23 protein-coding genes are annotated in these 23694 nt (G+C 72.2%); 14 read left to right on the top strand and 9 right to left on the bottom strand.

What is annotated here, in order from left to right:
• Positions 1-3 precede the first annotated feature (3 nt).
• Entirely contained in the window at positions 4-2646 is a 2643-nt protein-coding gene (gene leuS / locus KBY90_RS03935; protein ID WP_254967154.1) for a leucine--tRNA ligase, read from the bottom strand.
• A gap of 43 nt (positions 2647-2689) precedes the next feature.
• Positions 2690-2941: an Hfq-related RNA-binding protein gene (locus KBY90_RS03930; RefSeq protein ID WP_254967153.1), complete on the bottom strand. Its 252-nt coding sequence runs from the start codon at positions 2939-2941 to the stop codon at positions 2690-2692.
• Between the two features lie 32 nt (positions 2942-2973).
• Between KBY90_RS03930 and dapF the strand changes: the two genes are divergently transcribed.
• From dapF to KBY90_RS03905, 5 genes are all read left to right on the top strand, one after another.
• The gene (dapF, locus tag KBY90_RS03925; protein ID WP_254967152.1) at positions 2974-4119 is read left to right on the top strand and encodes a diaminopimelate epimerase; all 1146 of its coding nucleotides are present in this window, start codon (positions 2974-2976) and stop codon (positions 4117-4119) included.
• Positions 4116-5312, top strand: a complete 1197-nt coding sequence (locus tag KBY90_RS03920; RefSeq protein ID WP_254967151.1) for a cysteine desulfurase family protein — start codon at positions 4116-4118, stop codon at positions 5310-5312. The genes dapF and KBY90_RS03920 overlap by 4 nt, the downstream gene beginning before the upstream one ends.
• Before the next feature lie 25 nt (positions 5313-5337).
• On the top strand, positions 5338-6051 hold the full coding sequence (locus tag KBY90_RS03915) for a DUF1995 family protein (protein ID WP_254967150.1): 714 nt from the start codon (positions 5338-5340) through the stop codon (positions 6049-6051).
• A gap of 78 nt (positions 6052-6129) precedes the next feature.
• The gene (locus KBY90_RS03910) at positions 6130-6669 is read left to right on the top strand and encodes a DUF4330 domain-containing protein (RefSeq protein WP_254967149.1); all 540 of its coding nucleotides are present in this window, start codon (positions 6130-6132) and stop codon (positions 6667-6669) included.
• Position 6670: 1 nt separating this feature from the next.
• Positions 6671-7969, top strand: a complete 1299-nt coding sequence (locus KBY90_RS03905; RefSeq protein ID WP_254967148.1) for a D-alanyl-D-alanine carboxypeptidase/D-alanyl-D-alanine-endopeptidase — start codon at positions 6671-6673, stop codon at positions 7967-7969.
• Positions 7970-7976: 7 nt separating this feature from the next.
• Here KBY90_RS03905 and KBY90_RS03900 read toward each other — a convergent pair whose 3' ends face one another.
• Together KBY90_RS03900 and coaD are read right to left on the bottom strand one after the other, a co-directional pair.
• Entirely contained in the window at positions 7977-8945 is a 969-nt protein-coding gene (locus KBY90_RS03900; RefSeq protein ID WP_254967147.1) for a hypothetical protein, read from the bottom strand.
• A gap of 13 nt (positions 8946-8958) precedes the next feature.
• Positions 8959-9441 (bottom strand): pantetheine-phosphate adenylyltransferase, encoded by a 483-nt coding sequence (gene coaD, locus KBY90_RS03895; RefSeq protein WP_254967146.1) that lies wholly within the window; start codon positions 9439-9441, stop codon positions 8959-8961.
• Positions 9442-9501: 60 nt separating this feature from the next.
• Here coaD and KBY90_RS03890 point away from each other — a divergent pair, with 60 nt between their 5' ends.
• The 5 genes from KBY90_RS03890 (at position 9502) to KBY90_RS03870 (ending at position 13986) form a co-directional block, all read left to right on the top strand.
• Positions 9502-9984 carry a flavin reductase family protein gene (locus KBY90_RS03890; protein WP_254967145.1) on the top strand — a complete coding sequence of 161 codons (483 nt, stop codon included), beginning with the start codon at positions 9502-9504 and terminating at the stop codon, positions 9982-9984.
• An 89-nt stretch (positions 9985-10073) separates the two neighbouring features.
• On the top strand, positions 10074-11954 hold the full coding sequence (gene uvrC, locus KBY90_RS03885) for an excinuclease ABC subunit UvrC (protein WP_254967144.1): 1881 nt from the start codon (positions 10074-10076) through the stop codon (positions 11952-11954).
• Positions 11951-12307 (top strand): hypothetical protein, encoded by a 357-nt coding sequence (locus KBY90_RS03880; RefSeq protein WP_254967143.1) that lies wholly within the window; start codon positions 11951-11953, stop codon positions 12305-12307. Before uvrC ends, KBY90_RS03880 begins: the two co-directional genes overlap by 4 nt.
• Positions 12308-12433: 126 nt before the next feature.
• Entirely contained in the window at positions 12434-12904 is a 471-nt protein-coding gene (locus tag KBY90_RS03875) for a hypothetical protein (RefSeq protein WP_254967142.1), read from the top strand.
• The gene (locus KBY90_RS03870) at positions 12901-13986 is read left to right on the top strand and encodes a hypothetical protein (protein ID WP_254967141.1); all 1086 of its coding nucleotides are present in this window, start codon (positions 12901-12903) and stop codon (positions 13984-13986) included. Before KBY90_RS03875 ends, KBY90_RS03870 begins: the two co-directional genes overlap by 4 nt.
• Before the next feature lie 21 nt (positions 13987-14007).
• Here the strand turns inward: KBY90_RS03870 and KBY90_RS03865 are convergent, their stop codons facing one another.
• Positions 14008-15258, bottom strand: a complete 1251-nt coding sequence (locus KBY90_RS03865; protein WP_254967140.1) for an SHOCT domain-containing protein — start codon at positions 15256-15258, stop codon at positions 14008-14010.
• A 121-nt stretch (positions 15259-15379) separates the two neighbouring features.
• Positions 15380-16720, bottom strand: coding sequence for a WbuC family cupin fold metalloprotein (locus KBY90_RS15060; RefSeq protein WP_315858705.1), 1341 nt, complete (start codon positions 16718-16720; stop codon positions 15380-15382).
• 143 nt (positions 16721-16863) lie between these two features.
• On the opposite strand from KBY90_RS15060, the gene KBY90_RS14960 reads away from it, so the two are divergent.
• Positions 16864-17109 carry a glypican gene (locus tag KBY90_RS14960; protein ID WP_261353023.1) on the top strand — a complete coding sequence of 82 codons (246 nt, stop codon included), beginning with the start codon at positions 16864-16866 and terminating at the stop codon, positions 17107-17109.
• Positions 17110-17157: 48 nt separating this feature from the next.
• A complete protein-coding gene (locus KBY90_RS03845; protein ID WP_254967139.1) occupies positions 17158-18693 on the top strand; it encodes a cryptochrome/photolyase family protein in 1536 nt (511 codons plus the stop codon).
• Positions 18694-18734: 41 nt separating this feature from the next.
• Here KBY90_RS03845 and KBY90_RS03840 read toward each other — a convergent pair whose 3' ends face one another.
• The 3 genes from KBY90_RS03840 to KBY90_RS03830 all read right to left on the bottom strand — a co-directional run bounded on the left by KBY90_RS03840 (position 18735) and on the right by KBY90_RS03830 (position 22704).
• Entirely contained in the window at positions 18735-20153 is a 1419-nt protein-coding gene (locus tag KBY90_RS03840) for an NAD(P)/FAD-dependent oxidoreductase (protein WP_254967138.1), read from the bottom strand.
• Between the two features lie 101 nt (positions 20154-20254).
• Positions 20255-21751, bottom strand: a complete 1497-nt coding sequence (locus KBY90_RS03835) for a nitrilase-related carbon-nitrogen hydrolase (RefSeq protein ID WP_254967137.1) — start codon at positions 21749-21751, stop codon at positions 20255-20257.
• Between the two features lie 50 nt (positions 21752-21801).
• Complete coding sequence (locus KBY90_RS03830; RefSeq protein WP_254967136.1) at positions 21802-22704, bottom strand: PfkB family carbohydrate kinase; 903 nt, start codon at positions 22702-22704, stop codon at positions 21802-21804.
• A 150-nt stretch (positions 22705-22854) separates the two neighbouring features.
• Here KBY90_RS03830 and KBY90_RS03825 point away from each other — a divergent pair, with 150 nt between their 5' ends.
• Entirely contained in the window at positions 22855-23271 is a 417-nt protein-coding gene (locus tag KBY90_RS03825; RefSeq protein WP_254967135.1) for a cupin domain-containing protein, read from the top strand.
• A 73-nt stretch (positions 23272-23344) separates the two neighbouring features.
• Positions 23345-23692, top strand: coding sequence for a hypothetical protein (locus KBY90_RS03820; RefSeq protein ID WP_254967134.1), 348 nt, complete (start codon positions 23345-23347; stop codon positions 23690-23692).
• Positions 23693-23694: the final 2 nt, after the last annotated feature.

The following is a 23694-nucleotide window of genomic DNA, read 5'->3' as shown; positions in this document are numbered from 1 at the left end:
GGGTCAGGGCACGAGGTTCACCAGCTTGCCCGGCACCACGATCACCCGGCTCGGCGAGCGCCCCTCCAGCCATTTGGCGGCGATGTCGCTTTCCACAGCCAGTTTCTCGAGGGTGGCCCGGTCGGCGTCGGCGGGAACCTCCAGATTGCCGCGCACCTTGCCCTTCACCTGGATCACCAGCGGGATGGTGTCGCGCACCAGGGCGGCGGGATCGGCCACCGGCCAGGCCTGGAGATGGACGCTGCCGCCGCTGCCGCCCAGCCGGCCCCACAGTTCCTCGGCCAGGTGCGGCGCGAAGGGGGCCAGCAGCAGCAGCAGGGTGCGCAGGGCCTCCACTGCCACGGCGTCGGAGACGTCGGCCAGGTGCTCGGCCATGGCGTTGCTGAGCTTCATCAGCTCGGACACGGCGGTGTTGAACTGGAAGTCGCCCTGCAGGTCCTCGCTCACCGCCGTGATGGCGGTGTGCACCGCCCGCCGCAGCTCCCGCTCCCCCGCAGACAGATCCGCGCCGCTTGGGGCCGCGCAGCTTGGGGCCGTGCCGTCGGGGCCGCCGTCAGCAGCCGCCAGGCCCGCCAGGCTCAGGCCCCGTTCGGCCGCGCCGTCCACCAGCCGCCAGAGGCGCTGCAGGAAGCGGAACTGCCCCTCCACGTCGGCGTCGTCCCACTCCAGGTCCTTCTCCGGCGGCGCCTTGAAGAGGATGAACATGCGCGCCGTGTCGGCGCCGTAGCGGTCGATCACCACGGCGGGGTCGACGCCGTTGTGCTTCGACTTCGACATCTTCTCGTAGAAGGTGTCCAGCCGCTCGCCGCTCTCGGGATCGCGGGGATCGCTGGGGTCGGCCACATCCCCGGGGGCGATGTATTTGCCGGTGTGGGGATTGCGGTAGGTGATCCCCTGCACCATGCCCTGGGTGAGCAGGCGGGAGAAGGGCTCAGAGAAGCCCAGCAGGCCCCGGTCGCGCAGCACCTTGGTGAAGAAGCGGGCGTAGAGCAGATGCAGGATCGCGTGCTCGATGCCGCCCACGTACTGATCCACAGGCAGCCAGCCGTCCACGGCCTCACGGCTGAAGGGGAGGCTGGTGTTGTGGGCGTCGCTGTAGCGGAGGTAGTACCAGCTGGAGCAGATGAAGGTGTCCATCGTGTCCGTCTCGCGCCGGGCGGGCCTGCCGCAGCTGGGGCAGGGCACGGTCACCCAGCTCTTGAGCTGGGCCAGGGGGGAGCCGCCCCGCCCCTCCAGGGCCACGCCGCGGGGCAGTTCCACCGGCAGCTGCTCGGCGGGCACCGGCACCACGCCGCAGTCTTCGCAGTGGATCACCGGGATCGGGCAGCCCCAGTAGCGCTGGCGGGAGATCAGCCAGTCGCGCAGGCGGTAGGTGGTCTGCCCCCGGCCCCAGCCCTCCTGCTCGGCCACCGCGACGATCGCCTCCCGGGCCGCCTCGCTGGTGAGGCCGTCGAAGCGGCCGGAGTGGATCAGCACCCCGGGGCCGGTCCAGGCCGTGCCCTCGTAGTCGTGCGCGTCGCTGTCCACCGGCACGATCACCTGCCGCACCGGCAGCTCGTACTGGCGGGCGAACAGGAAGTCGCGCTGGTCGTGGGCGGGCACGCCCATCACCGCCCCGGTGCCGTACTCGGCCAGCACGTAGTCGGCGATCCACACCGGCACCAGCTCGCCGCTGGCGGGGTTGCGCACCCGGGCGCCGATCGGCACGCCGCGCTTGGGCCGGTCCTCGGCGGTGCGCTCCTGCTCGCTCTGGCGGCTCACCAGATCCCGGAACGCCGCCACCGCCACGGCCTGATCCGCTGTGGTGAGCGTCTCCACCAGCGGATGCTCAGGCGCCAGCACCACGTAGCTCACACCGTGCAGGGTGTCCGGGCGGGTGGTGAACACAGCGATGCGCTCACCGCTGTCCTTGCCCTCGGCATCGACCACCGGAAAGTGGATCTCGGCGCCGCGGCTGCGGCCGATCCAGTTGGCCTGCATGGTGCGCACCCGCTCGGGCCAGCCGCTCAGTCCGCCCAGATCGTCGAGGAGCTGGTCGGCATAGGCGGTGATGCGCAGGAACCACTGGCGCAGCTGGCGCTTCTCGACAACGGCGCCGGAGCGCCAGGAACGGCCCTCGCCGTCCACCTGCTCGTTGGCGAGCACGGTCTGGTCCACCGGATCCCAGTTCACGGTGGCGTCCTTCTGATAGGCCAGGCCGGCCTCCAGGAACTGCAAGAACAGCCACTGGGTCCAGCGGTAGTAGTCGGGGTGACAGGTGGTGATCTCCCGCTCCCAGTCGATCGAGAGCCCCAGGCACTGGAGCTGCTCCCGCATGGCGGCGATGTTCCGGTCCGTCCAGGCGCCGGGGTCGACACCGCGCTCGATCGCCGCGTTCTCCGCCGGCAGGCCGAAGGCGTCCCAGCCCATCGGGTGCAGCACCCGGCGGCCACGCATCCGCTCCACCCGGGCGATCACATCGGTGATCACGTAGTTGCGCACATGGCCCATGTGCAGGCTCCCCGAGGGATAGGGGAACATCGACAGCGCCATGCAGGTGTCGCCGCCCTCCTCGAGTGCGGGGGTGCGGTGGAGCCCCTGCTCCGCCCAGCGCCGCTGCCACTGCCGTTCGATGGCCTGGGGTTGGTAGCGGCTGCTCTCGCTCACGACAGGCCCTGGGGTGTGGTCTGCGATGGTGCCACAGGCGCCCTCAGGCCCGTTCCCGCAGCAGCAGCACGGCGTCGCGGTTCACCAGCACGAGCGGTTCGTCGGCGGCGACCTCGAGAGCGAGGGCACGGATGTCCTGCCAGCGGATCACCCCCTCGATGCTCTCGCCGCCCTGGAGGCGGAGGGTCACCGCGATCCTGCGCCGGATCAGGTTCTGGATGTGGCGGACGCTGGGCTGGTCGGTGTCGAGCGTGGAGCTGCGCGCCGCTGAGCGTGCCTCGAAAAAGCTCTGCATAGGATTCCCGCCAGGGTGCCGTGGCTGCAATCGTGCTCCAGTTCAGCAAATACCAGGGTCTGGGAAACGATTTCCTGATGGTCGACGGCCGCGCCGGCATCGACCCCGCTGCCGGCCCCGGCGACGACAGTCTCGGGCTCACTCCCGAGCGCATCCGGCGGCTGTGCGACCGCCGCTTCGGGGTGGGGGCCGACGGCGTGATCCTGGCCCTTCCCCCCCGCCAGGACGGCGAACTGCGCATGCGCATCTTCAACGCCGACGGCAGCGAGCCGGAGATGTGCGGCAACGGCATCCGTTGTCTGGCGCGCTTCCTCGCCGACAGCGACGGCGACCTGGCCGGCCGGCGCTGGGCGATCGAGACTCTGGCCGGACGCATCGTGCCCGAGCTGCAGGCCGACGGCACGGTGCGCGTGGACATGGGCGCTCCGTTCCTCGATCCGGAGACGGTGCCCACCACCCTGGCGACGGGCGATGCGGGCATCCCCCAGGGGGTCCTCGAGGTGGAGGGGCGCACGCTGGCGGTGGGCGCCGCCGGCATGGGCAATCCCCACGTGGTGGTGCCCGTCGAAGACGTGGCCGCGGTGGATCTGGAGCGCCTGGGCGCGGCCCTGGAGGTGCACCCGGCGTTCCCGGCCCGCACCAACGTGCACTTCGTGCAGGCCCTCAGCCCCAGCCATCTGGTGATGCGCGTGTGGGAGCGCGGCGCCGGCCCCACGCTGGCCTGCGGCACCGGCGCCTGCGCCACCCTGGTGGTGTGTCACCGCCTCGGGCTGGCCGAGCGCCGGGCCCGCCTCGACCTGCCCGGCGGACCGCTCCAGATCGACTGGGACGAGACAAGCGGCCACATCTTCATGACCGGACCCGCCGAGAGCGTGTTCGATGCCGTGATCACCCCGGAGCTGTGGGGCGGGGACGACACCGTCCAGGCCAGCGCGCCGTCAGCCGCCAGGCCTGCTGCGGCCACCGCTCCCGCCAGCGACCAGGCCATCGACTGCGCCACGGCCTGCGTGAACGGCTGCATCCGGCCGGAGGCGTGCTCCTCCGCCGAGGCGCGGGCGCGGGTGGAGGCCCTGCTCAGCAGCAGCTCCCTGGACGACCTGGTGGCCCTGGCCACCAATTCCCTGGAGGCCCGCACCCGGGCGCGGGCGCAGCGACCGCCCGGAGACCCGGCCCCATGAGCCCCCGGCCGGGTGCGCCGGTGCGGGGGGTGTATCTGGACGCCTGCGCCACGGCACCGCCGGCGCCGGAGGTGCTTGAGGCGATGGCGGCGGTGCAGGCCGTGGCCTGGGGCAACCCCTCAAGCCTCCACGGCCATGGCCTGGCGGCGGCCGAGGCCCTTGAACGGGCCCGCTGGCGCTGCGCCGCGCTGCTCGGCTGCCGCCCCGAGGAGCTGGTGTTCACCTCCGGGGGCAGCGAGTCCATCCACCTGGCCCTGCTGGGGGCCGCCGAGAACCTGCGGCCGGGGCGGTTGCTGATCTCGAGCGTCGAGCATCCCGCCACCGCCGCTGCTGCCGCCGCCCTCGAGCGCCGCGGCTGGCAGCTGCAGACCCTGCCGGTGGACCGGGAGGGCCTGCTGGACCTCGAGGCCCTGGAGCGCTGGGTGGAGCCGCCGACGCGGCTGGTGTCGCTGATCTGGGGCCAGAGCGAGGTGGGCAGCCTCCAGCCCCTCGACGCGGTCGGGGCGCGCTGCCGGCGCGCCGGGGTGCTGCTGCACGTGGACGCGGTGCAGGTGGTCGGGCACCTGCCGGTCGACTTCGCCGCCCTGCCGGTCGACCTGCTCAGCCTGGCCGGCCACAAGCTGCAGGGGCCGCGCGGCATCGGCGCCCTGCTGGTGCGCTCCGGCGTGCCCCTGACAGGCCAGATCGGCGGCGGCGGACAGGAGGCAGGCCGCCGCAGCGGCACCGAACCGGTGGCACTGGCCGCCGGGCTCTGCCGCGCCCTGGAGCTGGCGGACGAGCGCCTGCGGCAGGGGGCGGGCCGCGACCCCGTCGCCGCCATGCGGGATGCGCTGCTGGCGCGCCTGCTGGAACTGCCGGGCCTGCGCCTCAGCGGCCCCGACCCCCGCCACGTCCCTGAGGCCCGCCTGCCGCACCACCTCAGCCTGCTGGTGTCCTCGGCGGCCGGTGGGCCCTTCTCCGGCCGCCAGCTGGTGCGCCGCCTCTGGCAGGAGGGCTATGCGGTGAGCAGCGGTTCAGCCTGCAGCAGCGGCGGTTCCCCAGCCAGTCCGGTGCTGAGGGCCCTGGGCTACGGGGAGCAGGAAGCGGCCAGCGGCCTGCGGCTCGGCTTCGGCCCCTGGCTCAGCCCCGCCGATCTGGAGGGACTGCCGGATGCCCTGGAGCGGGCCCGCCAGCAGGTGGCCGTCGGCCCGTAGGGTCAGCCTGCACTGACTCATGGCCATGCTTCCTGCGGATCTGCGCGAGGCGGAGAGCCAGGCCCTGGCGGCCCTGCTGGAGGCTCTCCCCAGCGCCGCCAGGGGCCGCTGGAGCGTGGACTGGCGCTTCGAGGGGCTGCGCCTGCTGCCCGTGGTGCTGCGGCTGTGCCGATCCCTGCTCGACGCCGGCCTGTCACCCCGGATCGTGTTTCCCGATGCCGGCGCCTGCGCCCTGGCCCGCCGTGACGCTCCGGACCTGGCCGAACGGATCGCCGATTTCCGCTCCCAGCAACGCCGCAGTACCGAGGCCGCCGGCCCGGATGGCGGCGCGGAAGCCACGGCGCCACTGCTGCTGGCGGTGGCGCCGGCCCTGCCCGACTACGAGGACTTCGAGCAGCTCTGCGCCGCCCACCGCGGGCCGGTGGCGATGCTGAACGGCCGTCTCGAGGATGCCGCCGTGGGCATCGGCAGCGTCGCCAGGGAACGGCGCCGTGGCTTCGTGGCCGAGTGGCAGGCGGCCTACTTCCTGCAGCCGCTGGAGGGCAGCGCCCTGCGCCGGGCCTATCCCGGCGGCTGGGAGCTCTACCGCCAGGATGCCGACGGCTTCCGGCTGGCGGCCCGCTTCGACGAGAGGCCCGATGCCGAGACCCAGGCCCAGGCGCTGGCCGGCGAGGGCGGCCTTGGCGTGGGGGGCAACCTGCGCGCCCTCGATGCCTTCATCGAGGGCCTGCGCAGCTGAGCTGGGCGGCTGGGCTGATCGGGCCGAACTCCGTACACTTCGCGTCTCCCCCCAGGCCCCGCAGGCCGGAGCGCGCCCATGCCCACGGAACCCGCATCGTCCGCATCCCCCGCACGCCTGCGCTTCGGTCTGGTCGACGCGGCCGCCATCGGCGCCGTGCTGGTGGCGGCGGCCGGTGTGCTCTGGAGCCCCAAGCTCTCGGGGGTCGTGGCGGAGGCCACCGGTGCCATGGTGCCCGTGAAGGTGTCGGTGGATGTGCGCGGGATCCCCGTGGCCGATCCCGACGGCCTGATTACGGCGGCGCGCTCGGAAGGCCGTGTGGCGATCGTGATCCGCAACCAGCCCCACGGCAGCGTGGCGATCGAGTCGATCACTCCGCTGCGCCGCCAGCTGGTGGCCGTCCAGCCCGACGGCCGCGTGGTGACGGCCTCGGACCCCAACCAGGCGGCCTTCAGCAACCTGGATGCCCGTTTCGTGCTCCAGGGCCAGGGCCGCCGGGGTGAAGGGGGTGTGGTATTCGGCAACCAGAGCATCAAGGTGGGCGCCTCGGTGGAGATCGAGGGCAACACCTTCCGCGTCACCGGCACCGTGACCGCCATCCAACTCGAGAAGGCCTGACATGCATCGCTTCACCGCCGGCCTCACCGCCCTGCCGCTGCTGATCGCCCTGCAGCCCGGCGCCGTTCTGGCCCAGACCCGTCCGGCGGTGCCCGCGCCAGGCCCGGTTAGTCCACCGCTCCAGGCCAGCCTGCCGGCGCCGCCGCCGCCGACGGGTCTGCCCCGGCTGGAGACCCAGCCGAGCTGTCCGGCGTTGCAGCAGCGCATCCGCTCGCTTCTGGGCGGCGAGGCCGGAGCCTGGAGCATCAGCGTCGCCGACCCCCGCGGCCGCCTGCTGGCGGAGGTGAACGGCTTCACGCCACGGGTACCGGCCTCCAATCAGAAGCTGGTCTCCACCGCCTTCGCCCTCGATCAGCTCGGCCCCGACCACCGCCTGACCACCCGGCTGTGGCAGCTGCCCGACGGCAGCTTCCGGCTCACCGGAGAGGGTGATCCCGACCTGGCTCTGCCCCAGCTGCAGCGTTTCGCCCAGCTGGCCCTGCGCTCCGGCGGCTCCACGGGTGCGCCCGGCACGGTGGTGCGCCTGGAGCTGGCCGAGGAACCCAGCCAGGCCTGGTGGCCCAGCGGCTGGAACCCTGACGACCGCTTTTATGCCTACGGCGCCCCGATCACCCGGCTGGCGGTGACCAGCAACGCCATCCAGGACGCGGTGCAGAACCCGCCCTCACGCCTGCAGACCCTGCTGGAGCGGGCCATCGCCCAGCAGGGCGGGCAGGCCCAGCTGCGGCTGGTGTCGTCCCGCTCTCCCCTCCCCGCCGACGCGGCGCTGATCTACGAGCAGCCCTCGGCGCCGATGCACAACCTGCTCAGCCTGGCCAACAGCGAGAGCCACAATTTCACCGCCGAAGTGCTGATGCGGCAGGCGGCGGGCACCTGGGACCTGGCCCAGGCCCAGCAGCGCACCATCGCCTGGCTGCTCGGTCAGGGGCTGCCGATGCAGGGCGTGCGCATCGCCGACGGCAGCGGTCTGGACCGCTCCAACCGCCTCACCAGCCACTTCCTGGCAGCCCTGCTGCTGCGCATGGATCAGCATCCCTACGCGCGCAACTACCTGGCCTCGATGGCGGTGTCCGGTCAGCGCGGCACCCTGCGCAACATCTACACCGACCCGGCTCTGCAGGGCCGCTTCTACGCCAAGACCGGCACGCTGCGCGGTGTGCGGGCAATCAGCGGAGTGCTGCTCACGGCCGAGGGGGCCCGTTACGTGGCCGCCATCAGCAACGGGGGCGCCCAGCCCAACACCACCATCGGCCAGGTGTTGCGCCAGGTGCAGACCAGCGGGCTCTGCCCAGCCGGCTGAGGCGGGCTCAGCCCGCCAGCTGCCTGAGGCTGTCCACCACCCGGCGACGGCGGCTGCCGGGGGTGCGAGCTCCCGAGGCTGGCCGCCGCACCCGGGCGGCAGGGTCGGCGGCCACGCCGGATTCGCCAGGGGCAGCGGTGTCAGTGAGGGCAGCAGCAGCGGCGCTGCCGCCGCTCACCACCTCCGGCACCTGGAAGCGCACCAGTTCGCGGCGGCCGGCGATCACCACCTGAGCCAGCTCCTTGATGCGCCCCTCCAGCTCGCCGAGCACCTGCTCGGCATAGCGGTTGGCGCCTTCGCTCACCTCGGTGGCCTCCTGGCGGCTGCGCGCCACCAGCTGGTCGCACTGCTGCTGGGTCTGCTGGCGGAACTGCAGGGCATCGTTGTGCAGGCGCTCGGCCTCGGCCTGGCTCTCGCGCTGCAGCCGCAGTCCCTCCTGGCGGATCTGCTCCAGCTCGGCCATGGCCTGCTGGCGGTTGCGTTCGTGCTGCTCCACCAGCTGGCGGTTGCGCTCACCGGCCTCCTGCTCGAGCTGCTGGCGGCGGGCGGCGAACTGCTGCTCCATCTGGGCCATGCGGCTCTGGTGCTCCTGCTCCGCCTGGGCCGCCTTCTGGCGCCCCTGCAGCAGCATCTGCTCGCACTGCTGGCGGGTCTGCTCACGCATCTCGGCCACCTGACGCTCGGCCTCCTTGAGCACCGCTGCGTTGCTGATCAGCTGCTCGCGCTCCCGCTGGGCGTTGGCCACGATCTCCTCGGCCTGGCGCCGGGCCTGGGCGATGAAGTCGTCGCGCTGGCGCAGCAGCTCGCTGGCCTGGTTGATCTGGGCCGGCAGCGCCTCGCGCACCGCGTCCATCATCTCGATGGCGTCCTGCTCGTTCACGAGCCGCCCACCACTGAAGGGAACCCGGGTGCCCTCCAGCACGACCTCCTCCAGCTGATCGAGCTGATCGAGAACGGTGATGCTGGCCTCGGCCATGGCGCTCAGAGCTTCATTCCGCCCGATTAAAGAGCCTGGCGAGGTCCTGTGCCACTCCATCGGGCACGAGATGGCTGACATCACCCCCGAAGCGCGCCACCTCCCTGACCACCGAACTGCTCAGAAAACTGTGATGCACCGCCGTGGCCAGGAACAGGGTCTCCACCTCCGGCGCCAGGCTCTTGTTGGTGTGGGCGATCTGCAGCTCGTACTCGAAGTCGCTGAGGGCCCGCAGCCCGCGCAGGATCACCTGGGTGCGGCGCTCCTGGGCGAAGCTCACCGTCAGGCCGTCGAAGCTGCCCACCTCCACCCCGCTCAGGTGGCGCGTGGCCGCCCGGATCTGCTCCAGGCGCTGGTCCAGGGAGAACGCCGGGGTCTTGCCGGGGTTGCGCAGCACCGCCACCACCACCCCGTCGAAGAGACGGCTGGCCCGCTCGATCAGGTCGAGATGGCCCAGGGTGAGGGGATCGAAGCTGCCGGGGTAGAGGGCGCGCATGGGGCTCAGCCTATGGGCGTGCCGGCGCTTTCTAGAGTCGCGACTGCCCGTCTCCCACCCATGGCCCTCAACGCGGAAGCCAAGAAGACCCTGCTGCGCAAGATCCCCCACGGCGTGTTCATCTGCGGCGTGGCCGAGGGCGAGGAGGTGAACGGCTTCACGGCCAGCTGGGTGACCCAGGGCAGCTTCGAGCCGCCGCTGGTGGTGATGGCGGTGCGGGCCGACAGCACCAGCAACGGCATCATCCAGCGCACCGGACGGTTCGCGCTCAACGTGCTCGCCGCCGACCAGAAGGATCTGGCAGCCGTGTTCTTCAAGCCCCAGAAGGCCATCGGCGGCCGCTTCGACGCCGCCCCCTTCCGGCTCGGCGAGCTCGGTCTGCCGCTGCTGGAGGACGCCCTCGGCGCGGTGGAGTGCGAGCTGGTGGGGCAGGTCGCCCACGGTGACCACACCGTGTTCGTGGGCGAGGTGAAGAGCGCCGTGCTCAACCGCGACGGCGCCGCCCTCGAACTCTCCGCCACCGGCTGGCAGTACGGCGGTTGACGTCGCCGGTCCGGCTTCCTCTGCTTCAGCAGCCAGACCGCCTCCGCTCACGGCTGGCGGAGCTTCCCGGCGAGCCCGGCTGCTACCTGATGCGGGACGTGGAGGACCGCATCCTCTACATCGGCAAGGCCAAGGTGCTGCGCAGCCGGGTGCGCAGCTACTTCCAGAGCGGCAACGCCCACGGCCACAGCCCCCGCATCAGGCTGATGGTGCGGCAGGTGGCGGAGATCGAGTTCATCGTCACCGACAGCGAGGCGGAGGCGCTGGCACTGGAATCGAACCTGATCAAGCAGAACCAGCCGCACTTCAACGTCCTGCTCAAGGACGACAAGAAATATCCCTATCTGTGCATCACCTGGAGCGAGGCCTATCCACGCCTGTTCATCACCCGCCGGCGCCGCTTCCGCTCGCCCCTCGACCGCTTCTACGGCCCCTACGTGGACGTGGGCCTGCTGCGCCGCACCCTGGCGCTGGTGAAGCGGGTGTTTCCCCTGCGTCAGCGGCCCCAGCCGCTCTACCGCGACCGCACCTGCCTCAACTACGACATCGGGCGCTGTCCCGGGGTGTGCCAGGAGAAGATCAGCTCCGAGGACTACCACTGCACCCTGCGCCAGGTGGCGATGGTGTTCCAGGGCCGCAACGACGAGCTGGTGACGCTGCTTCGCGAGCAGATGGAGCGCTACGCCGAGCGGCTCGACTTCGAGAGCGCCGCCCGGGTGCGGGACCAGATCCAGGGGCTCGACGCCCTCACCGCCGACCAGAAGATGAGCGTGGGCGACAGCTCGGTGAGCCGCGATGTGATCGCCCTGGCGGCCGACGGACGGGTGGCGGCGGTGCAGCTGTTCCAGATGCGGGCAGGGAAGCTGGTGGGGCGCCTGGGTTACCTGGCGGACGCCGAGGGTGCCACCGACACGCCCGGCCTGATCCTGCAGCGTGTGATCGAGGAGCACTACAGCCAGGTGGAGGGGGTGGAGATTCCCCCGGAACTGCTGCTGCAGCACGCCCTGCCCCAGCAGCGCCTGATCGAGGACTGGCTGGGCGAGCAGCGGGGCCGGCGGGTGCGGCTGGCCGTGCCCCAGCGGCAGCAGAAGGCCGAGCTGATCGAGCTGGTGGTGCGCAACGCCGGCTACGAGCTGCAGCGCGCCCAGCGCGCCAGCGAGCAGAACCTGCTGGCCACCGAGGATCTGGCCCAGCTGCTCGAACTCACCACAGCGCCGCGGCGGATCGAGGGCTACGACATCAGCCACATCCAGGGCAGCGACGCAGTGGCCTCCCAGGTGGTGTTCATCGACGGCCTGCCGGCCAAGCAGCACTACCGCAAGTACCGGATCCGCAGCAGTTCGATCCGTGCCGGCCACTCCGATGACTTCATGGCCATGGCCGAGATCATGCGCCGCCGGTTCCGGCGCTGGGCCCAGGCCAAGGCGGAGGGGGCCGACCTGGCGGAGCTGCGTCGCCGCGGGGCCACCACCCTGCACACCGACGGCATGGGGGACTGGCCGGACGTGGTGATGATCGACGGCGGCAAGGGCCAGCTCTCGGCTGTGATGGAGGCGCTGCGGGAGCTTGATCTGGCCGAGGATCTGGTGGTCTGTTCCCTGGCCAAGCAGCGGGAGGAGGTGTTTCTTCCCGGTGCCGGTCAGCCACTGGAGAGTGACCCGGAGCAGCTGGGCGTGCAGCTCCTGCGCCGCCTGCGCGACGAGGCCCACCGCTTCGCGGTGAGCTTCCACAGGCAGCAGCGCGGCGAGCGCATGACCCGCTCCCGCCTCACCGACATCCCCGGTCTGGGGCCGAAGCGGGCCCGGGAGCTGCTGGCCCACTTCCGCTCCGTCGACGCCATCCAGCTGGCCAGCGTGGACAGCCTGAGTGCGGCGCCGGGCGTGGGGCCCGCCCTGGCCCGCCAGGTGTGGGAGTACTTCCACCCCGAGGCCGAGCTGCCCGCCGAGCTGCCCGCGGAGCTGGCCAGTTGAGGCGGCTCTGGCTGCCGCTGCTGCTGCTCGCCCTGCTGCTGGGGGTGCTGCTGTCGCCGCTTCCCCTGCGCGGGGCGGCGGGGGCGGCCCCCGGGCTGTGCGTGGGGCCGGTGTGCGCCGATCAGATCACCCGCAGCGCCCAGCACCACTGGCAGCTGCGGCTGCGGGTGGCCGATCAGAGCGGCCAGCGGGAGCGGCTGGTGGTGGACTGCCGCAGCCTCAGAATCAGTCCCGAAGCCGGCGCCGTGGACCGCCTCTACGCCACCGCCCTGGCCCGGCGGGTCTGCCGGCTGGTGGAGGACACCGGCGCGGAGATCGCCTCGTCTGCAAGGCCGGGGCTCTCCGCAGCCTGAGCTCGCCGGCGATGTATGGCCGAGTGCAACAAACCGTTGCCGGGGCTGAGGTTCCTGTCAACGATCAAGGGTCCAGTTCTTCAGCAGCGTTCCTGCCCTGTGTCTATGCAGTTCCGCGTCCGATCGATGGCGCTGATGGTTCTGTGCGCTGGTGTCGCCATACCCTTCTGCGCCCAGCCGTCCGCGGCCCAGGGCACGACCCTCTACCGCCTGGAGACCACCTGCACGATCCGGGGCGGCGCCCCTCAGGACTGTGTGGTCGAGGTCACCGATGAGGGCGACTCCACGGTGTACCGGCACACGATCGGCTCCCGGGTGGAGGTGATCCGGGTGAGCGATCCGCCGTTGCGGATGGGCATCCTCGATGCCCCCTCGGGCCGGTGGCGGCAGGTGAAGTCCGCCGGGGCACGCTTCTCCACGAACACGATCTGTTACGACGATCGCGATCTCTGCGTGATCAATCCCAATCACCTCAACAGCGTTCGTGAGGAGCGCGTGGATTCTCTGGAGGGCCGCGATCTGGTGGGTGTTCGCTTCGGCGCCGATGGCCGGGTGATCCTCACCTGCTATGACGAAGGCTGCGAGGGGCTGAAGTGAAGACCCTCTCCCTTCCCGCCCTCGTGCTTGCGGGGGTTCTGGTGATTCCCGCCCTGCCCAGCGCACCCACCTGGGCGGCGGCGGGCAGCCCCTCGTCCGCCGAGCAGTTGCTCAGCCAGCGCAGCGGTGGCGGTGGCAGTGGCAACCGTGGCAGTGGCAACCGTGGCGGGGGCCGTGGCAGCGGTGGTGGCAGCAACCGCCGTTCCGCTGGCGGCAACCTGACTGGTGGTGGCGGTGGCGGTGGACAGGCCCGCCGCTCGAACAAGAACACCGGCTTCCGCACCGCCTCGCCGGGCATGGGACGCGGCTCCAGGGAACCCCGGGGTGGATGGACCGGCAACAGCCGGGGACGGGGTACCCCCTCACTGGACCGCACCGGCAGCGCTGACCGCAACCGCAATGCCGAGCGAAACCGCAATGCCGAACGCAACCGCAACGCGGACCGGGCCCGGCGCGACGAGCGCAACCGTGGCAGCGACCGCAACCGCAATCGCGACAACGACCGCGCCCGGCAGGAGCGGCTCGACCGGCGGGATGACCGCTGGGATCGGGCCGGTAACCGCCGCGACGACCGCTGGGATCGGGCCGGCAACCGGCGGGACGACCGCTGGGATCGCGCAGCCGACCGCCGCGACGACCGCTGGCGCCGGGCCAGTCGTGACTGGGACCGCTGGTACCGCTATCCCGGCTGGGCCCGTCCCGGCTGGGGCCCGGCCCGCCCCTGGTCGTGGGGGTGGTACGGCGGCTGGTCCACCCCACGCTGGAACTGGTGGGGGCCGAGTGCCGCCGCCTGGGGCGTCTCCACCCTGGCCACCGCGGCGATCATCAATGCGGCCGTGGACAACGCCGTCAGCAGCCACACCACCTACATCGTGGTTCCCAACACGAACTATCAGCTGCTCTACGGATCGATCCGTCCGGTCGGCACCCAGTCGACCACGTTCTCGGTGATCGCCAACAACGACGAGGTCGAGATCACGGCCGATTGCGACCGGGGCACCCTGGACGGCCGCAATCCCCGAACCCGGGATGAGGCCGAACTGCTCAACGCCGCCTGCCAGGTGGCGTTCGGCACGGCCTGATGGCCGGCGTCAGCCGGGACGTCAGAGACGCGCCAGCAGGTCGGCCTTCTTGCGGTCGAATTCCTCCTCGGTGAGGATGCCCTTGGCCCTGAGCTCTCCCAGGCGCTCCAGGGCCGCATAGGGATCATCCGGCTCGGCAGCCGGGGTGACTTGCGGGAACTGGTCCAGGGGCCGTTCGCCGTCGGCCGTCGCGACCATCAGGGCACCGCTGTCGCTCTGCACCGCCACGCCGCGAATCTGCTCTGGCCCCACGGCGAACACCCGGCAGCGGCCGCCCTGCTCCACCGCCAGCCGGCCGATCGCCGGGAACACGGCATAGCGCAGGTCGTTCTGGGCGCCGCTGGAAGCTGGCGTGCCGAGCTCGGCGGGCCACCAGGCGTGCGGGGGCGCTATCGGTGCCATCGGCGACATCGGCGCCATGGACATCCCGGCCGGTGGCTGCATCGATCCCATGGGCGGCATGGGCGTTGTCGCTGCGGCCTGCGAAACGCTGGCGGCGCTGCTGCTCTGTTGCTGCCAGCCGCCACCGGTGCTCTGCTGCTGGGAGCCGCCGCCGCTCTGCTGCTGCTGGCTGAAGCCGCCGGCGGGCGAGAAGCTGCTGAGGCTCACATGGCCGGCAGGGGTCGTGAACACCACGCCGCCGCCGGCCTGCTGCTGGCCGAAGCCGGCGATGTGCTGCCCTCCGGTGTCGTAGACGCTCACCTGGCCGTTCACATCCACCGCCAGGCGGCCGCTGCCGGGGAAGAAGGCATAGCGCACGCTGTTCTGCTCACCGCTGGCGCTGGGGGTGCCGAGTTCCGGCGGCCACCAGGTGTCGCGGGGATCGGGAACGAACAGCGGCGCTGCCGGGGATGACGCCATCGGAGCCATGCCGGGCATCGGGGCCATCGACGCCATGGGGGCCATGCCGGGCATGGCTGCGGCAGCGGCTCCGCCGGAACTCTGCTGCTGGAACCCGCCGCCGCTCTGCTGCTGGAAGCTGTGGCTCACCGCTGGCGCCGACATCGGCTGCGAGGCCAGCACGGCGGAGACGTCCCGGCAGAGCCCGTCGACGCGGGCCTTGAGGGCGTTGTTGAACATGTCGCTGATCATCAGCATGCCGCCGGGCATCCACTGGCCGGAGCCGCCGAATTCGGGGTGGTTGAACTGGGCCATGCCGCCGCGGCTGCGCAGCATCGCCTGCATCAGGTGTGCCACGGCGCCGGCACTGAACCCGTGGCGCTGGCCGAGGTCCTGGGCGACCTGCAGGCCCTGCGGGGTGATCTGTTCCATGGTGCCCTCTGCGTGTCTCAGCCCCTTGGACCAGGGTGAGAGTGCTCTGTCTTCAACCTATGCAGACCGAAGCTGGCGGACAGTCCGTGTGGGGATGGGCAGACCAGGACGGCACGCTTCGTTACGGATCGGCGTTCTCCTCCTCCTCGAACAGCGCCCGCCAGCAGCGCTCCTGGGCCTCGGCCGCCGGTGTGCCCTCGGCGGGGAACTGGGACAGGAAGTCCTTGTCGGCGCTGGGGATGTAGGGGCCCTGCTTGAGCTCAAACAGCACGGTGTCCGGCTCCAGGGCCACCAGGGTGTGCACCTGCCCCTCGGCCAGTTCGACGCCCCGCAGGGCTCCGCCGGCCTCCAGGCGCTGGCGGCTGATCACCGCGCCGGCCGCGTCGAGCACCAGCAGCCCCACCGCCCCCTGCAGCACAAGGAAGCACTCGAAGCCCGTGCCCGGCTGCTCGCGCTGGTGGCGGTGGGGGCGCACGTAGGTGCCCGGCTGCAGCACGTTCAGAAAGCGCTGCACCAGATCGCTCTCCTGGTGCAGGTTGTGGTTGCAGCGGCCCCGGGGCGCCTCGCGGGACTGGGAGGCCAGCGCATCGAACAGGGTCTGATCGATGCGCTTGAGCAGCGGCACCTGCACCCGTGGATGGCGCAGCCGGTGGCCGAGCTGATGCAGGCGGCGGTTGCTCACACGCCGATCCGCCGGCTTGGTGCCGGTGGCGGCGGCCGGATGCCAGCGGACCGGTTCCAGAGCGCCGGCCGCGAGCACCCGGTCGAGCAGATCGGCCACCGGCAGCGGTTCGTCGTCCACCAGGTTCACCAACCCGTCCCAGCCGCCGTTGACGGCGGCGGCGATGGCGCCCACCACGTCGTCGCGGTGGATCCAGCTGCTGTGCTGACGGCCATCGCCGGGGCGGGTGCTGCCGGCCAGGGGGCGGAAGCGCTCGCCCAGCTCCCGGCCGGGGCCGTAAATCGCTCCAAGCCGCAGCACGCACACGCGGCGCCCCGGAGCGCGGCAGCGGCCCAGCAGCTCCTCGCTCTCCAGCAGCACCCGGCCGTGGTCGTCGCGGGGTGCGGCCGGGGTGCTCTCGTCCACCCAGCCACCGCCGGCATCCCCGTAGACCGAGCAGCTGCCGGTGTAGACGATCTGGCGCAGGTTCGGCAGCTCATCCACCAGAGCGGCCAGAGCGCTGAAGCTGTCGCGGTAGGTGGCGCCGTAGGCGTCGGCGCTCACCAGCCGATCGCCCGTGGGGGCCAGGCAGAACACCGCAACCTCAGCGTCCTGCAGAGCGAGCCGCAGCGCCGGCCCGTCTCCTGCCCGCAACACCTCCACCCGCTCGGCCAGGGGTGCCAGCTGCGACCGGCGCTCCTCTCGCGTACAGGTGACGGTGAGCCGCACCTGGGGATCGTGGCGCCAGTGGCGGGCCAGGGCGGTGCCCACGTAGCCGCAGCCCACGATGGTGATGCGCATCGGCAGCGGCGCTCGCTGCGCCGACCCTAGGCATCCAGGCCCTGATGCGAGTCCCGCATCCGGCGGCCGGCTCGGGCGGTTCTCCGCCCTCCTCGACAGGTCCTGCGGCCCCAGAATGAGCCAGTATCCGCGGTGCTGATCCCATGGCCCCGATCCAGTCCTGGAGAAGTGGTCCGCCATCGGCGCTGGTGGCGCCGGTGCTGGGGCTGGCGGCCATCGGCGGCCTGGTGGTGTTCCCGCTGGTGGCGCTGGCGGCGATTCCCCTGGTGATGGCGGTCGTGATGGCGGCCGGCGGACTGCTGGTGCTGGGCCTGAGCGTGTGGGCGCTGATCGAGGGGCTGGCGGCGCTGGAGCGCTGGCTGGAGACCGACCCCCGCTTTCACCGTTGACGGTCCGCTCGGGCACCGTGGCGCTGAACCGCAGGTGATCTGCCGGCCGTGAAGGGCATCTGGGTGCTGGGCGACCAGCTGTCGGCGGCCCAGGCCGCCCTGGCGGCAGCGGAGCCGGCTTCGCCGCGGGTGCTGCTGCTCGAGAGCACCTCGTCGGCTCGGGCGCGTCGCTGCCACCGCCAGAAGCTGGTGCTGGTGTGGAGCGCGATGCGCCACTTCGCCGCCGAGCTGGCGGTGGCCGGCTGGACGGTGGATCACCGCCAGGTGGAGAATTTCCGCGCCGGGCTGGCGGCCTGGATCGCCGAGCACGGCATCACCGAGCTGCACCTGATGGAGCCGGCGGAGCGGCCGTTCCGTGCGTCAATCGTGGCGGCGGTGGAGGCCATGGGCGCCGGTGCTCCGCGGCTGGTGTGGCACGCCTCCAACGCCTTCCTGTGGAGCCGGAACGACTTCGCCGCCTGGGCGCATCCGTACAAGCAGCTGCGCATGGAGCTCTTCTACCGCGAGGGCCGGCGGCGCTTCGGCGTGCTGATGGACGGCGAGGGCCAGCCCCTGGGCGGCCAGTGGAATTTCGACCAGGCCAACCGCAAGGCGCCGCCCAGGGGGCTCAAGGGGCCGGAGCCGTTGTGGTTTGAGCCCGACGCCATCACCGCGGATGTGATCGCCAAGGTTGAGCGGTTGGCGGACGACCTGGAGGCCGGTGGCGGCCCGCGGCTGCCCGGCGATGCCCGCAGCTTCCGCTGGGCCGTGACCCGGGAGCAGGCCCTGGCGGTGCTGAAGCACTTCATCGCCACCCGCCTCGACGGCTTCGGGCCCTACCAGGACGCCATGGTGAGCGGCGAGCCCACCCTCTGGCATGCGCTGCTCTCGCCCTATCTGAACCTGGGGCTGCTGCAACCGCTGGAGGTGATCCGGCGGCTGGAGCAAGCAGGGCGGGAGCGGCGCAGCCCGCTGGCGGGGCTGGAGGGGGTGATCCGCCAGATCCTCGGCTGGCGCGAATACACCCACGGCCTTTACTGGTGGTTCGGGGCCGACTACACGGCCAGCAACCACTTCGGCGCCAATGGGCCGCTGCCGGACTGGCTGGAGCGGCTGGGGGGCAGCGGCATGGCCTGCATGGACACCGTCCTCGGCGAGTTGGAGAGCAGCGGCTATGCCCACCACATCCAGCGACTGATGGTGCTGGCGAATTACGGCCTGATCGCGGGCCTCGATCCGCAGTCGTTCACGGCCTGGTTCCAGCGGATGTTCATCGACGGCTACGACTGGGTGATGCAGACCAACGTGCTGGGCATGGGTCTGTTCGCCGACGGCGGCCGCCTGGCCAGCAAGCCCTACGCCGCCAGCGGCAGCTACATCAACCGCATGAGCACCTACTGCAAGGGCTGCCGCTACGACGTGAAGCAGCGCAGCGGGCCGGACGCCTGCCCCTTCAACGCCCTCTACTGGGATTTCCTGGCCCGCCACCAGGAATCGCTGCGCCGCAATCCGCGCATGGCCCTGGTGATGAAGCAACTGGAGAAGCTGCCTGATGAGGAGCTGGCGGCGATCCGCACCACAGCCGCTGGCCTCCGCAAGCTCTAGGCCCTGTGGCGAGGCTCTCTGTTGCCCCGCTGGGATTCCATTCAGGCGGCTGCCTCGCTCTGGGCGGGAACGACCTGCGTCTCTTCTCCTGAGCCCTGCGCGTTCCATGGCGCCCGGTACAGCCCCACATCCACGCCGATGTGCTGGTCGGGCCGGCCGGTGATCAGCAGGGCGGTGCGCTGGCGGGTGGCGATCTGCCACATCCACTTGCTGAACAGGGCGATGCGGTTCTCGGTGTCGGGAATGAAGGCCAGATGCGCCAGGGCCCAGAGGATCCAGCCCGGCAGGCCGGTCACGTGCCAGCCGCGCAGGTCGGCCACGGCATACCAGGGACCGATCACCGCCATGCTGCCCAGGTCGACCCAGCGGAACGGCGCCATCGGCCGGCCCTGCAGGCGGGCCAGCACGTCGCGGGCCACCCAGCCGCCCATCTGCACCGCCGGACCGGCCATGCCCGGCAGCGGCCGGCCGTCCTCGGTGTGGGCGTAGTTGCAGAGATCCCCCACGGCGCGGATCTCCGGGTGGCCAGGGATCGAGAAATCCGGCTCCACCACCAGCCGGCCACCGCGGTCCACCGGGCAGCTGCAGCGCTCGGCCAGCAGCCGGCCCAGGCGGGAGGCGCGCACGCCGGCGGTCCAGCAGATCGTGGCCGCCGCCAGCTCCTGCTCCCCCGCCGACCCGGCCAGCCGCACCCGGCCCGGCGCGATCGCCTCCACCTTCGCCCCCAGGCGCAGCTCCACCCCCGCGGCCTCCAGGTAGCGGGCGGCGGCGGCCCCCAGCGGTTCGGCCATGGTGGGCAGCACCCGGTCCACCACGTCCACCAGCACCACCGTGCAGTCGTCCTGGCGCAGCTGCTTGAACTCGCGCCGCACGGCCCGGTGCATCAGCTCGATCAGCGATCCGGCCAGTTCGCAGCCCGCCGGCCCGGCGCCCACCACCACCACCGTCTGCAGAAAGCGGCGCCGCTGCGGGTCTGGGGTCTGCTCCGCCTCCTCCAGGGCCATCAGCAGCCGCCGGCGGATCTCATCGGCGTGCTCGAGGATCTTCATCGGCGGCGCCAGCGGCCGCCACTCCTCCCGGCCGAAGTAGGTGCTGCCCGAGCCGGTGGCCAGGATCAGCTGGTCGTAGCCGTAGCGCCGGTCGTTGAACACCACCTCCCGTGCGTCGGGGTCGATGTCCGTCACCTCCCCCAGCAGGATCTGGATGTTGGGGGCATGGCCCACCATCTGCCGAAGTGGTGAGGCCACATCCGCCTCGCTCACCAGCCCCGAGGCCACCTGATACAGCAACGGCTGGAACAGGTTGAAGTTGCGCTTGTCGATCAGCGTCACCCGCACCGGCTGACGGGCCAGGGCGTGGCAGGCCTTGAGGCCGGCGAAGCCGCCCCCTACGATCACCACGTGGGGCCAGCTGCGCATCACCTCCTCGGGTGGGTCGAGCTCCAGGAAGAACCGTTCCATGGGCCTGCGCCGGCCTGGGGACTCCCAGACCCTATGGAGGACCCGCGGCCGCTGCCTGTCGCTGTTCGCACCGGCTCACCGGTGAGGTTCCCTGCCGGGAGTCACGCCGGCTCCAGCCGATACAGATCGCCGCGGCGCTGCTCGCCGGTGGGGATCGCCCGCCGGGCCAGGGCCACCTGGGCCAGATCCAGCTCGGCGTGCAGCACCTGCTCGCCCGTGCCGGCCTCGGCGATCACCGTGCCCCAGGGATCCACCACCAGCGAGTGGCCGTAGCTGGGGTAGCCCTCGCCGTCCGGTGGCCGCGCACTGGAGCAGGCCAGCAGGAAGCACTGGCTGTCCACCGCACGGGCCCGCATCAGCAGGTGCCAGTGGCGCGGGCCGGTGGTGGTGTTGAAGGCGGCCGGGCAGGCCAGCAGGGAGCAGCCATGGCGTTGCCCCATCAGCAGGGCCAGCTCCGGGAAGCGGATGTCGTAGCAGATCAGCAGGCCCAGGTTCGGCGGCTCGGCCAGGCCGGTGGCCAGGGGGTCACCGTCGCCCGGCAGCACCGTGATGGAGCCGCCGGGGCTGAGGCTGTCGGATTCGCGGAAGCGGATGCCGCCGGGCACATCCACATCGAAGAGGTGCAGCTTGCGGTGCTTCGCCAGCAGCCGCCCCTGCCCATCGATCACGGTGGCTGTGTTGTGGAGACGCCCGTCGGCGCCGCGCTCGGGGATCGAGCCGGCGATCACCGCCACGCCATGGCGCCGGGCCAGCCGCGCCACCATCGCCAGCGACGGTGAGGGCCCGTCGAGCAGGGAGCAGCCGGGCTCGGGGATCGGTTCGGCGAAGGCGGCGAAGCGCTGCGCTGCGTAGGGGGCGTTCCAGATCTCCGGCAGCATCAGCAGCCGCGGTGCCGGACGGCCCGCCGGTGGCCGAACGGCCCGCTCCAGCCAGGCCTCGGCCTGACGGCGGTTGGCGGCGGCATCCTCCCCGGCCTGCAGTTGCACCAGGGCCACCGGCAGGCGCTCGCCCTTCAGGTCTGCGGCGGCGGCACCAGCGGCGCTGACAGCGGCTGTGGCTCGGCAGGGAGGCTGGGCGGGAACGTTGAGCTGGCGGGCGATGGCGGCGATGGCCTCCTCCACCGTGGCGCACACCACCACGCCGGCATCGAGGCCTGTGAACAGTGCGATCCAGGGTTGCGGAACAGCCAGCAGCACCAGGGGCCGGCCCGCCCCGAGCGCATGGGCCGCCTCCGACGCCGTGCCGGCGCCGCCGCCCCCGCACACCACCACCACGTCGCTGCTGAGCACGTTGATCACGTTGCGGGCCAGGCCCATGCCGGTGAACAGCGCCAGATCCAGCTCCGCCGTCGCGCCCTCTCCCCTGCCGCCGCTTCCGTCGCCGGGCAGCACGCCCACCACCAGATGGCCCTCCACCGCCATGGCGCCGCGGCTGGCCGCCGCCATCACGCCGCTGGGGCGCCCACCGCTGAGCAGGGCCCAGCCCCGGCGGGCGATGGCGGCGCCCAGCTCCTCCGCCAGCCGCAGGGCCGCCGTGCCTGCCCCATCGCCGGCACCCATCACGCCGATCACCGCCCGCCGTCCGCTGGTTGCGCTCAAGTCCTGCCCGCGTCGTCGCAGCGCCCAGCCTGGCCTGCCTCGCTCCTGCCTCAGCCCAGAGGTTCCTGGCTCCAGCCACCGGCGCCACGGCGCAGCTGGCCGGCATAGGGGCCGAGGCCGTCGAGGCAGGCGCTGCCGCAGTGGCAGCCGAGGCTGATGGCCTGGTGGGCACTCCAGCCCGCGGCCAGGCCGGCGGTCACCCCTGCCGCGAAGCAGTCGCCGGCGCCGTAGCTGTCCACCACCGGGCGGGCTCGGGGCGGCGCGGCGAACGCACCCAGGGGCTCGGCCATCCCTCCCTGGGCGCCGGCGGTGGCGATGCGCAGGACCGGGGCGGGCCGCAGGGCCCCCGGCGGCACCCGCTCGGCCGGATCCAGACCGCTGCCGATCAGAGCGTCGAGGGCCACGCCCGCCTCCTGGAGCACCGGCAGGGGCAGCCGGGGCGTGGCCGTGAGCACCCGGGCAGCGCGGGCCTGGCGCAGGGCCGCCACATCGGCGGCGGTGGCGAACACCCCGTCGCAGCGCGCCAGCTCGTGCCAGGGCAGCGGATCGTCGGCGCGGGGGCTGAGGCGCTCGCCGATCACCACGATGCTGCGCTCACCGGAGCGGTCGCCCAGACTCACGCCCCGGCGCGTGGGGGCGTCGCGCCAGGCCACCTGCAGATCGAGCCCCAGCTCGCTCAGCACCTGGGCCGCCCGTTCCCCCACCGCGTCACGCCCCAGGGCCGTGTGGAAGCGCACCGGCACGCCGGTGAGCCGGGCCAGCTGCACCGCCGCCACGGCCCCGGCGCCGCCCGGCAGGTCGAGGCAGGCGCGGGCGGTCTGCACCAGACCCGCGCGGGGCAGGCTCTCCAGGGCCAGGAAGGTGACCACCTCCACATGGCCCACCACCGCCAGCCGTAGGGCCGGCAGCGCCGGCAGCTGCTCCAGGGGCAGGGGGTCGAGCCGGGCGGCCATGGGCGCAGGGAGGACAGGGGGCAGCTTGGGAATGGGGGATGGCCAGGCCGGCGGCATGTGCGCCATTCCTCACGTGGGCGGGATTGGTGTCGGTGGCCACGCCATGACCGCCATTTCGTCGTGATTCTTCACGAACTCAGATCCGCCACCATGGCCCTCTCACGACGCATCGAGCTGGCACCGGTGTCGCACAACCGCGCCGGCGCCACCCTGTTCTCCGAACCCCTGCCCAGCGACGAAACCCTGATCGCCGAGATCGGCACCGACACCAGCGGCACCCTCTTCTGCCACCGCCGCCAGACCGACCAGCTGCGCGTGCTGCGGGGGGCCTTCGATCTGCTGGTGCTGGAAGACCGCCGGCTGCGCCGCATCACCCTGCGGGAGGACGAGCCCACCTGGGTGCGCATCCCCCCCGGGGTGCCCCATGGCGCCATCAACCGCGGCACCACCCCCGCCGTGGTGGTGAACGCCGTGATCCGCCATGGGCCCAGCGATCCCCGCGACTACCGCCCCAGGCCGCTGCCAGGGGCCCTGGCGCGCCAGTGGGAGGCGTTGCTGGCCGGCTGAGGTGCAGGGCTCGCCGCTGGCGGGGCCAGGGCTGCGCTAGGGATGGGGGGTCCGTCCGTTCCCGGCCGCCGTGATGGAGAGCAGCCCCCAGCCCGTCGCTCAGGGCTCCGGCAGCGACGGACATCCCAGCCGTGAGCAGATCCTGGCCGCCTCCAGCGGCTGGGTGGCCGTGCTGCTCAACATCGTGCCCGGCCTCGGCACGGGCTACATCTACCAGCGGCGATGGCGGGCCTACTGGCTCACCTCCGCCGCCGCGGCCCTGTGGTTCGGCATCGGGGCCGTGCAGGACTCCGGCATCGATCCGGTGCTGATGCCCGATCTGCTGCAGCGCAACCAGCTGGTGGGTCTGGCGGGTTTTCTGCTGCTGGCCCTGGGCACGGCCGTGGAGGCCGGCCTGGCGCTGCGCCGCAGCCGGGGCTGAGC

This window comes from Cyanobium sp. CH-040 (genome assembly GCF_024346135.1).
Classification (GTDB): domain Bacteria; phylum Cyanobacteriota; class Cyanobacteriia; order PCC-6307; family Cyanobiaceae; genus NIES-981.
The sequence above is the reverse complement of the archived record's forward strand: the minus strand, read 5'-3'. Positions and strand labels throughout refer to the sequence as shown.